We start from the raw sequence: 9,910 nt of genomic DNA, 5'->3' as shown, positions 1-9,910 counted from the left end.
GGTTCTTGACACAGCAGAACAGATTGGTCAGGTTGCTGTTGTAGTCGTTGTAGACCTCCAGACAACCCTTGCGGATAAGCGCACTCAGCATTTTCATAACGGAGCTGTATTCTCCGGTGCGGATGGGAATTGGGATTGAAATTGCACCCAATTCCGGATGCTCCTTATTTGCCAATACGGCAACCACTCGCATGATTTTTTCCTCCTCCTAGTTACACATCTTTTGCCGCAGGCGTCACATCGTCGGTTCCGGTCCAGGGCCGGTATGCTCATCCAGGCTCTGCATGATCCGCTCCCTGCAGTCCGGTACCAGTTCCTGAATCCTGTCTTGGATTTCCTGGATAGTCTTTTCCTGTTCCATGGACAGCTCACAGCTGAATGCCACATAAGAGCACTGCTGGTAGATCTCCGTGAGCTGCTCAGGGGTAAACTGCCGCTCTTTGGGCACAAGCCCAGACCGAACCGCAAAGTCTTGCTTTGCACCAGCATAGTTTCCTTCGTAATAGTTGCCTTGGTTGAGCCCGGTGTGGTTAAAGTCCCAGTCCCAGGTGACGAATTTAGCCCCGTGGTCTGTCTGCCGCCCGGCCAATACCGTGCCGTTGAATTCAGCCAGCGCCCTGTAAGGCTCCCTTAATCCCGCGGCATGGATCATCGGGGCACGTTCTAAAAGCGCCATATATTCCTGCACAGTGGTGGCCAGATCGGTCACCCTTCTGCGGGCGGACTCTCGTTCCAAAGCATTCACATCATCCTGGTGGTAGAATACACTGCCGTCTGCATCAACCCGGCACAACGGTCGGCCTTCATACTCCACAGGGAGGAAACCGTCCTGTTCCGGCAGCACGGTGAATTCAGACCGACTCAGGACAATCCCCAGTTCTTTAAAATACGGTTCTTTGTTCATTTTACTTACCTCCTTGGGCTGGCGCCCTTTTTGGTTTTGGGGGGAACAAAAAAAGGGCGCTGCTTTGATGATCATCAAGACCAACAAAACGGCGCCCTCAATTTCGTAAAATATTTGCATATGAAAAACGGCGCCCTTTTTGAAAAAACGCTTTCAAAAAGGGCGCCACATGGTTTTGTCTTTACCAGCTGCTGAAAAATGGGGGTTCGAGTCCCACCAGTTAGGGGGGGACAGCGGTTGGCATCTATGGAAGAATCAATGGATTTTTGAGATGAAAAAGCCCGGAAACGGTTGATGCCACTGGCTTTTCGCCAGTGGCATCTATACCGTTTTGATTTTATGGTGACCCGTCGGGGATTCGAACCCCGGACCCACTGCTTAAAAGGCAGTTGCTCTGCCGACTGAGCTAACGAGTCATATGGCTGGGATGGCTGGACTCGAACCAGCGAATGCGGGAGTCAAAGTCCCGTGCCTTACCACTTGGCTACACCCCAATCTCGCTGGTAAAGCGAAGGGCCGGAGCGGACGCTCCGGCCCTTCCGCCTTGAGTCATATGGGGTGGGTGACGGGACTCGAACCCGCGACACTCGGAACCACAATCCGATGCTCTACCAACTGAACTACACCCACCATAGGGGAAACTTGTGGGAACTGGTACGCCTGAAGCCTGGGCCGAAGCGAACTTGCCGGGGGCGAGGCCTGATTCGCGTCAGGGGTGCCACCGCCCAGCAGCGCTGGAGCTTCATCCAAAGGAAAAACCTCAGATAACTGGCACGCCTGAAGGGACTCGAACCCCTGACCCACTGCTTAGAAGGCAGTTGCTCTATCCACCTGAGCTACAGGCGCGTATGGAGCGGGTGATGGGAATCGAACCCACGCGACCAGCTTGGAAGGCTGGGATTCTACCATTGAACTACACCCGCATGGGTACTGACCCAAAGCATGTCAGCCAAGATATAGTAGCACATGGAGGCCGGAATGTCAATGTTTTTTTCGAGACCGGCCTCAAATTTTCCTGCCCGCCGGGGGGACCGGCGGGCAGGAAGGGTTTTCAGCCTTCAGAGAGCAGAATGCGGTCATTATCCAGGGCCTTGCCGGCACCGGCTCGGAAGCGCACCAGCAGGTCGTCCACCGTAAGGCCGCGCCGCTCCTCTCCCTTCAGGTCCAGCACAATGCGGCCGGCATCCATCATGAAGGTGCGGTTGCCCAGCTCCAGGGCGTTTTTCATATTGTGGGTAATCATCATGCAGGTAAGATGCTCTCCCTCCACAATCTCCCGGGTGAGCTTCAGCACCTTTTCCGCCGTTCCGGGGTCCAGAGCGGCGGTGTGCTCATCCAGCAGCAGCAGTTTCGGGGGTACCATGGTAGCCATCAGCAGGGTAAGAGCCTGCCGCTGTCCGCCGGAGAGCAGTCCCACCGGCTGGCGCATCCGGTTCTCCAGCCCCATATCCAGCTTGGCCAGCTGCGCCCGGAAAAGCTCCTTGTCCGCCTTGGATACCCGGCTGAAAAAGGCCTTCTGGTGCTTGGCGGTGCGGAGGTAGGCCAGGGCCAGGTTCTCCTCAATGGTCATGTGTGGGGCGGTACCCCGCATGGGGTCCTGAAAGAGCCGCCCGATCTGGCGGCTGCGCCGGTAGCCGGGCAGATAGGTGATGTCCTGTCCGTCCAGCAGGATGGCCCCCTGATCCACGAAAAAGTCCCCTGCCACGGCGTTGAACAGGGTGGACTTGCCCGCACCGTTGGAGCCCACGATGGTGACGAAATCTCCCTCGGCCAGGGTGACGCTCACCCCGTTCAGGGCGGTGTGCTCATTGACGGTGCCGGGATTAAACGTCTTGGAGACCTTGCGCAGCTCCAACATGTCAGGATGCCTCCTTTCCGTCGGCCTGTTTCCGGCAGGCGGACAGGGCGGCCCGCTTCCGCCGCTGGAAGGCCCACCACTGCCGCAGGGTGGGGGCGGCGATGGCCAGGGCCACCACAATGGCGGTGACCAGCTTCAGACAGTCGATGGGGATGGGAGAGCGGAGCACCAGGGCATACACCACCCGGTAGAGAATGCTGCCCAGGATGACGGCGACAGCGCCCCGAAGCATGGAACCCCTGCCCACCACGGTCTCCCCGATGATGAGGCAGGCCAGGCCGATGACCACAATGCCGGTCCCCGCGTTGATGTCGGCGGTCTTTTGGGCCTGACCCACCACCGCCCCGGAAAGAGCGGTCATGGCGTTGGCCAGGCACAGACCCACGGTAATGGTGAAGGTGGGGTTGATGGAGGAGGAGCGCACCATATCCCGGTTATCCCCTGTGGCCCGGATGGATAACCCCAGCCTGGTTCCCAGGAAGAGCACCAGGATGATCCCCATTCCCACGGTGACGGCGCCGGAGAGGAGGATGGCGTACCAATTCCCGCCGATGCCGGTATCCCGAAAGAGAGTGAAGATGGTGTCCTGCCGCAGCAGAGACTGGTTGGCCTTCCACCCCATGGCCATCAGGTTGACGGTGTACAGTCCGGTGTTGGTGACGATGCCCGCCAGAATAGAGGGGACCCCCAGCTTGGTCTGGAGGAAGGCGGTGACGAAGCCAGCCCCCGCCCCGGAGAGCATGGCGGCGGGGATGGCCAGGAAGGGGTGGCCGGCGGCGGCGCAGGTCACCGATACAGCACAGCCCAGGATGAAGCAGCCGTCGGTGGTTAGATCCGCGATATCCAGCACCCGATAGCTGAGGAAAAGGGCCATAGCCACCAGGGCGTACTGAAAGCCCAATTCCAGGGCGGTTTGGACAATGTAGAGCACGGCGGAACGCTCCTTTCAAGCCAAATCCCCCGGCGAAAGCCGGGGGCTGGCGTCAGGTTTCAGATTAGTCCTCAGTGGTGGTGACGGTAACCAGGCTGCCCATGGACTCGAATACGGAGTAATCCAGCCCCAGGCCGTCGGCGGTCTCGGTGTTGATGGTGAGAATGCCGCCGGATACCTGATAGAAATCCTCCAGGCCGTCCATGCCCTGGGTTATGGCCTCATAGGCCAGATCGGCAGTCTGGGCGCCCAGATCGGTGTAGTTGACGCCGCAGGTGGCGTAGGCGCCGTTGCGGACGAAGGAATCGGCGCCGGTATAGTGGGGGATGCCGGCGGCGATCAGATCCTCGTAGATGGCCAGCTCGGCGGCCATGATGATGTTGTCGGTGGGGGTAAAGATAGCGTCCACCCCGTCGGCAATGAGAGAGCTGGCGGCGGCGATGACCTCGTCATTGGTGTTGGCGGTGGCCTCCACATAGCTGACTCCCTTCTCCTCCAGGTAGGCCTTGGCGTCGGCGATGGGGGTGGCGGAGTTGGTCTCGGACAGGGAGTAGAGCAGGCCGATCTTGGCGGCCGCCGGGTCCTGAGCGAAGATCATATCCAGGATCAGGGAGGTATCCAGGGCGTCGCTGGTGCCGGTGACATAGTCGATTCCGGTGAGGTCGGCGGCGGCGGGGTCGGAGATAGCGGCGAAGACCACCGGGGTCTGGGTTTCCTCGGCGGAGACGGCAGCCACCTGAGCGGCGGTGGTGGCGATGGGGATGATAGCGTCCGCCCCGTCGGCAATGGCCTGGTCGGCCAGCTGCCGCAGCACGGTCTGGTCCCCCTGGCCGGAGGTGACCTCGTACTGGATGGTGACGCCGTTCTCGGCGGCAATCTCGTCCAGCCGGGCGGTGATGGCGTTGGCAATCTCATCCAGGGAGGCGTGGTCCATCTGCTTGATCACCGCCACCTTGTAGTCCGCCGCCCCGCCGGAGGAGGCGGAGGAGCCGGTATTGGCGGCGGGGGTCTGGGCGGCGCCCTGGGTGCCGCCGGAGCAGGCGGTGAGAGACAGGGCCAGGGCGGCAGCGGCGGTGAGAGACAGCATTTGATTCAGCTTTTTCATAGGAAGTTCCTCCATAAGATAAATTTGAGCGGCAGATGGTGCAAAAGATAAAAAACGCTTTTGCCCCAGATATGGGACAAAAGCGTTACACTTCTGCGATACCACCCAAATTGACGTCAACGACGTCCACTCGCTTCGCGCACCATCATGCGCGCCCGATGGATAACGGGTGGGGTCCCGTCGGCATCTACTTGGTTGCCCGTTCAAGCCGCCCTCGGAAGTCCATTCGCCGGTCCCCTCACGCCCTGATTCCACCATCCAGAGCTCTCTATGCATCAGGTCAGCCGGGTACTTCTCTTCCTCACAGGTTTTCTTTATGGAACTGTTGTAATGGATTATACTCACCTGCTCAACCTTTGTCAACCCCTTTTTTCCCGGGGAAAAGGAAGGAAAACTTGGTCTCGGAGCACACCACCGCCAGGAAAATGAGGGCAAAGCCCAGGAACATGAGGACGGTGGGCCGCTCATTTGCGAACAGGATGGAAAAGACCACGCCGAAGGGAGCCTCCAGGGAGAGAAGTACGGCGGCGGTGGCGGGGGCGGTGTATTTCTGGCCGATGTTCTGGAAGAGCAGGGCGCCGCAGGAGGCGAAGACCACCAGGTAGGCCAGACCGAAAAGCAGGCTTTGATTAAACACCTCCGGGGAGACGGGGGTCCGGGTGACCAGCACCCCGATCCAGGAGAAGACGGCGAAGGAGGCGAACTGGAGGGTGGTGAGGATGAAGATGTCCCGCCCCTCGGAGTATTTGGCCACCGCCACGATGTGGCAGGCGAAGAAGAAACCGCCGATAAGGGTGAGCACGTCCCCCGGGCAGAAGGCGGAGGCGTTGTCCCCGGTGATGGACACCAAGGCGATGCCGGCGATGCACAGAAAGGCCGCCAGGATGTTGAAGCGGTCAGGCCGCCGCCGGGCGATGACCCAGTAGAGGAAGGGAACGATAACGCAGTAGATGGCGGTGAAGAAGGCGTTTTTACCCGGGGTGGTACCCGCCAGACCGTAGGTCTGAAAGGCGTAGGCCACAAACAGGCAGAAGCCCATAACGGTGCCGCCGATGAGGTACTGCCGGTCGCACACCTTCCACCGGGGCAGGAACACAATGGCCAGCACGATGGCCGAGGCGCTGAACCGGATGGCCAGCAGCCAGAAGGTGGGCAGCACGTCTACGCTGCTCTTCATCACTACGAAGGAACTGCCCCAGATGATGGTGGCCAGGATAATCAGGGGGGTGGCCAGCCGGGCCAGAACGCCGCTCTCTTTTTGTGGGCTCATGGTTGTACCGCTCCTTTTTCTATGATAAGATCATATCCGTCGAAAGGGGATGTCGCTGTGGGGAAACTGGGCCGGGACTTTTTCAACCGGGACACGGTACAGGTGGCCCGGGACCTGCTGGGAAAGGTGCTGGTGCGCCGGGTGGACGGACAAATTCTGTCCGGGCGCGTCACCGAGACCGAGGCCTATGTGGGGCGGATGGACAAAGCCTGCCATGCCTATGGCTATAAGCGTACCCCCCGGACGGAGACTCTCTTCGCCCCGCCGGGTACCGCCTATATCTACCTGATCTACGGCATCTATCACTGCCTCAACTTTGTCACCGAGCCGGAGGGAGAGCCCAGCGCGGTGCTCCTGCGGGGGCTGGAGCCGATGGAAGGACTGGCCGAGATGGCCCGCCGCAGGTTTGGGAAGGAGCCGGAGCAGCTCACCTCCTATCAGAAAAAGCATATTTTGGATGGCCCGGGGAAGGTGTGCATGGCCCTGGACCTGACAAGGGCGCAGAACGGCCTGGATTTGACGGGGGAGGAGCTTTTCCTCCTGGACGACGGTGCGCCCTGCCCGCCCATTCACACCGGGACGCGCATCGGCATCGACTACGCGGAGGAAGCGGTTGCCTTCCCCTGGAGGTTTTATCTGTGAAATTATTTGACTTTGACGGAACCCTGGTGGATTCCAACGGAGTGTGGGTGGAGGTGGACAACACCTTCCTGGCCCGCCGGGGCCTGGAGGCCACTCGGGAGTACAGCGAGACGGTGGGTCACTCCATTTTCCCCATTGCCGCCCGCTTTACCAAGGATTACTACCATCTCTCCGAAAGTCCGGAGGAGATCATGGCGGAGTGGACGGCTCTGGGCCGGGCGGCCTACGCCCATCAGGTGGGGCTGAAGCCGGGGGCGGGGGAATACCTGGACAAATGCCGCCGGGCGGGAGAGCCGATGGCCCTGCTTACCGCCTGCGTGCCGGAATTCTGCCAGGCGGCCCTGGAGCGGCTGGACCTGACGGGGTATTTTGCGCAGGTCATCTATGTCCAGGAGCTGGGGGTGGAGAAGCGGGACCCCAGAGCCTTCTCCCTGGCCCTGGAGCGGCTGGGGGAGCGGCCGGAGGCCTGCACCCTCTTTGAGGATTCCCCCGGCGTATGCCGCACCGCCAGGGCGGCGGGGCTGACGGTGGTGGGGGTGTACGATGCCTTTTACGCCCACCATGAGCAGGAGATGCGCACCTTCTGCCACCGGTATATCAAATCCTTTGCGGAGCTTTTGTAGGGGCCGGACACCGGCCCCTTTCTTTATTCCGCCTTTTTCATATACTGGGCGGCGGACTTCAGCATCAGTTTCTTGGTACCCACGGTGTCGAAGGCAATCTCCACCAGAGCGTCGCCCCCCATGGGGGTGAGCTTGGTGATGAGTCCCCTGCCGAAGGCCTTGTGAACCACGGAGTCACCCGTCCGGAAGCCGGTGCCGGGCGCGGGCGCCGCGGCCCCGGCGGCGGCGCTTTTCCAGTCGGGGGCGGACGGCGCGGAGGAGCCGGTGCTGTAAGCGGAGCTGCCCATGGAGTACCCCCGGTCGAAGGTGCGGCGGGGAGGCCGGGGCCGCTGGGGCCGCTCCTCCCCGGCGGGGTGCTGGCCGTAGGGTAGGCGGCCCGACTTCTCCACATACGTCTCCGGGATCTCCCCCAAAAAGCGGGAGGGGCGGTTGGAGTTGGTGCGGCCGAAGAGCATCCGCTGGCAGGCGCAGGTCATGTGCAGCTTTTCCCTGGCCCGGGTCATGGCCACATAGCACAGCCGACGCTCCTCCTCCATCTCCTCCGGCTCCCCGATGGCCCGGATGCCGGGGAAGATGCCCTCCTCCACCCCCACCACGAACACCACCGGGAACTCCAGGCCCTTGGCCGAGTGCATGGTCATCATCACCACGCAGTCCTCGCTGGGGTCGTGGCTGTCGATGTCGGTATAGAGGGCGATCTCGTCCAGGAAGCCCGCCAGAGAGGGTTCCTCCAGCGTGTTGTCCAGATAGTTCTGGATGGAGGAGAGCAGCTCCCGCACGTTCTCCAGCCGGGTGCGGTCCTCCACAGTGTGTTTCTGCTCCAGCATGGCGGCGTAGCCGGTGCGGAGCATGACCTCCTCGTAGAAGTCGGGGAGAGAGAGTTCTCCGGCCAGCCGCTGCAAGTCGGAAATCAGCTCGGCAAACTGCCCCAGCCTGGGGGCGGCCTTCTGCAGCTCCGGCCACTGCTGGGGCCGGCTCACCACCTCCCACAGGGAGAGCCCCTCCTGCCGGGCGATGGCTTGGGCCCGATCAATGGTGGAGGCCCCGATCCCCCGGGGCGGGTTGTTGATGACGCGGGTGAGGCGCAGATCGTCCCCCGGGTAATTCACCACGCACAGGTAGGACAGCATGTCCTTCACCTCCGCCCGGTCGAAGAAGCGGATGCCCCCGATGATGCGGTAGGGGATGCCGTTGCGCTTGAAGGCCTGCTCCAGCTGGTTGGACTGGGCGTTCATCCGGTAGAGCACCGCGTGGTCCTTCCACGGACGGCCCGCGGAGTAGTCCGCCAGGATCTGGGCGGCCACGTACTGGGCCTCCTCGTGCTCGTTGGTGGCGGTGTAGCACTGGACCTTGTCCCCCACGCCGTGGTCGGTCCACAGCTCCTTGCCTTTGCGGCCCTCGTTGTTGCGGATGACGGCGTTGGAGGCCTCCAGAATATTTTTGGTGGAGCGGTAGTTCTGCTCCAGCCGGATGACCCTGGCTCCCTTGTACTGGCTCTCGAAGGAGAGGATATTCTCGATGGTGGCCCCCCGGAAGCGGTAGATGGACTGGTCGTCGTCCCCCACCACGCAGATGTTCTCATACCCACCCGCCAGGGTGGAGGCCAGCAGATACTGAAGGTGATTGGTGTCCTGGTACTCGTCGATGAGCACATACCGGAACTTCCGGTGATAGTAGTTCCGCACGTCCTCAAACTGCTGGAGCAGCCGCACCGTGTCCAGGATGATGTCGTCGAAATCCAGGGCGTTGGCCTCCTTCAGCCGCCGCTCATACTCCACATAGAGCTTGGCGATCTTCACCAGCCGGAAATCTCCCTCTTTCTCCCGCTGGGCCAGATAATCCGCCCCGGAGAGCATGGCATCCTTGGCCCGGGAGATGTACCCCAGTACGGTGCGGGGGGAGAAGGTCTTGTCATCCAGGTTAAAGTCCTTCACAATGTCCTTGATGACCCGCTCGGAGTCGGCGGTGTCGTAGATGGTGAAGGAGGAGGAGAAGCCCAGCCGATCGATATCCCGCCGCAGGATACGCACGCAGGCGGAGTGGAAGGTGGAGGCCCAGATGTCGTTGGCGACGGGACCCAGCAGCCGCTCCAGCCGCCCCTTCAGCTCCCCGGCGGCCTTGTTGGTAAAGGTGATGGCAATGATGGACCAGGGTACCGCCGGGTCCATGGCGCACAGCCGCTCCTGCTCCGGCTTTTTGGCCGGGTCCGGATGGGCCGCATAGTCCTCCAGAAAGGCCAAATCGGCCGGGGTCACCCAGTCGGGGGCCTGGTCAAAATCGGATCCCCGTCCGTACTTCATCAGGTTGGCAATGCGGTGGATGAGCACCGTGGTCTTGCCGCTGCCCGCGCCGGCCAGCAGCAGCAGGGGACCCTCCGTGGCCAGCACCGCCCGGCGCTGCTGGCTGTTCAGGTTCTGGAACTCCAGCTCAATGGCCGCCCGGCGGGCCTTGCAGAAGCGCAGTTCTTCCTCTCGGTTCAGCATAGTATCTTCCGTTCTCCCTTGGCAATGGCGGAGCCGCCCACGAATGGACGGCTCCTTTTGGTTTGTAATGCTATTGTACCGGAAACCGGCGGGC

General features: G+C 61.5%; 8 protein-coding genes, 5 tRNA genes and 1 other annotated feature. Of the genes, 2 read left to right on the top strand and 11 right to left on the bottom strand.

Annotated elements, in window-relative coordinates:
* Positions 1-235: 235 nt before the first annotated feature.
* From Q0J74_RS01980 to Q0J74_RS01935, 10 genes are all read right to left on the bottom strand, one after another.
* Positions 236-904: a hypothetical protein gene (locus Q0J74_RS01980; RefSeq protein WP_297209813.1), complete on the bottom strand. Its 669-nt coding sequence runs from the start codon at positions 902-904 to the stop codon at positions 236-238.
* Between the two features lie 340 nt (positions 905-1,244).
* A tRNA-Lys gene (locus tag Q0J74_RS01975) sits at positions 1,245-1,320 on the bottom strand.
* A 3-nt stretch (positions 1,321-1,323) separates the two neighbouring features.
* Positions 1,324-1,398: transfer RNA gene (locus Q0J74_RS01970), tRNA-Gln, on the bottom strand.
* A gap of 60 nt (positions 1,399-1,458) precedes the next feature.
* A tRNA-His gene (locus Q0J74_RS01965) sits at positions 1,459-1,534 on the bottom strand.
* A gap of 139 nt (positions 1,535-1,673) precedes the next feature.
* Positions 1,674-1,750: transfer RNA gene (locus Q0J74_RS01960), tRNA-Arg, on the bottom strand.
* Positions 1,751-1,753: 3 nt separating this feature from the next.
* A tRNA-Gly gene (locus Q0J74_RS01955) sits at positions 1,754-1,827 on the bottom strand.
* Positions 1,828-1,955: 128 nt separating this feature from the next.
* On the bottom strand, positions 1,956-2,762 hold the full coding sequence (locus tag Q0J74_RS01950; protein WP_297209810.1) for an ABC transporter ATP-binding protein: 807 nt from the start codon (positions 2,760-2,762) through the stop codon (positions 1,956-1,958).
* A 1-nt stretch (position 2,763) separates the two neighbouring features.
* Entirely contained in the window at positions 2,764-3,693 is a 930-nt protein-coding gene (locus Q0J74_RS01945; RefSeq protein WP_297209807.1) for an ABC transporter permease, read from the bottom strand.
* Positions 3,694-3,757: 64 nt separating this feature from the next.
* Positions 3,758-4,798, bottom strand: a complete 1,041-nt coding sequence (locus Q0J74_RS01940) for an ABC transporter substrate-binding protein (protein ID WP_297209804.1) — start codon at positions 4,796-4,798, stop codon at positions 3,758-3,760.
* Between the two features lie 69 nt (positions 4,799-4,867).
* Positions 4,868-5,112: a binding site (T-box leader), on the bottom strand.
* 35 nt (positions 5,113-5,147) lie between these two features.
* Positions 5,148-6,068, bottom strand: coding sequence for a DMT family transporter (locus Q0J74_RS01935; RefSeq protein WP_297209801.1), 921 nt, complete (start codon positions 6,066-6,068; stop codon positions 5,148-5,150).
* A 21-nt stretch (positions 6,069-6,089) separates the two neighbouring features.
* On the opposite strand from Q0J74_RS01935, the gene Q0J74_RS01930 reads away from it, so the two are divergent.
* Both Q0J74_RS01930 and Q0J74_RS01925 read left to right on the top strand, forming a co-directional pair.
* Entirely contained in the window at positions 6,090-6,710 is a 621-nt protein-coding gene (locus Q0J74_RS01930; RefSeq protein ID WP_297209798.1) for a DNA-3-methyladenine glycosylase, read from the top strand.
* The gene (locus tag Q0J74_RS01925; RefSeq protein ID WP_297209795.1) at positions 6,707-7,333 is read left to right on the top strand and encodes an HAD family hydrolase; all 627 of its coding nucleotides are present in this window, start codon (positions 6,707-6,709) and stop codon (positions 7,331-7,333) included. The genes Q0J74_RS01930 and Q0J74_RS01925 overlap by 4 nt, the downstream gene beginning before the upstream one ends.
* Before the next feature lie 23 nt (positions 7,334-7,356).
* Here the strand turns inward: Q0J74_RS01925 and Q0J74_RS01920 are convergent, their stop codons facing one another.
* The gene (locus Q0J74_RS01920; protein WP_297209792.1) at positions 7,357-9,816 is read right to left on the bottom strand and encodes an ATP-dependent helicase; all 2,460 of its coding nucleotides are present in this window, start codon (positions 9,814-9,816) and stop codon (positions 7,357-7,359) included.
* Between the last annotated feature and the right edge of the window lie 94 nt (positions 9,817-9,910).

The sequence above is a fragment of the uncultured Flavonifractor sp. genome, from assembly GCF_944387675.1.
Lineage (GTDB): Bacteria > Bacillota > Clostridia > Oscillospirales > Oscillospiraceae > Flavonifractor.
The sequence above is the reverse complement of the archived record's forward strand: the minus strand, read 5'-3'. Positions and strand labels throughout refer to the sequence as shown.

Excerpts from the sequence above, each read along its gene's own strand:
- Q0J74_RS01935 (WP_297209801.1), bottom strand. The coding sequence starts at position 6,068 with ATGAGCCCACAAAAAGAGAGCGGCGTTCTGGCCCGGCTGGCCACCCCC.
- Q0J74_RS01920 (WP_297209792.1), bottom strand. The coding sequence starts at position 9,816 with ATGCTGAACCGAGAGGAAGAACTGCGCTTCTGCAAGGCCCGCCGGGCG.
- Q0J74_RS01980 (WP_297209813.1), bottom strand. The coding sequence starts at position 904 with ATGAACAAAGAACCGTATTTTAAAGAACTGGGGATTGTCCTGAGTCGG.
- Q0J74_RS01950 (WP_297209810.1), bottom strand. The coding sequence starts at position 2,762 with ATGTTGGAGCTGCGCAAGGTCTCCAAGACGTTTAATCCCGGCACCGTC.
- Q0J74_RS01930 (WP_297209798.1), top strand. The coding sequence starts at position 6,090 with ATGATAAGATCATATCCGTCGAAAGGGGATGTCGCTGTGGGGAAACTG.
- Q0J74_RS01940 (WP_297209804.1), bottom strand. The coding sequence starts at position 4,798 with ATGAAAAAGCTGAATCAAATGCTGTCTCTCACCGCCGCTGCCGCCCTG.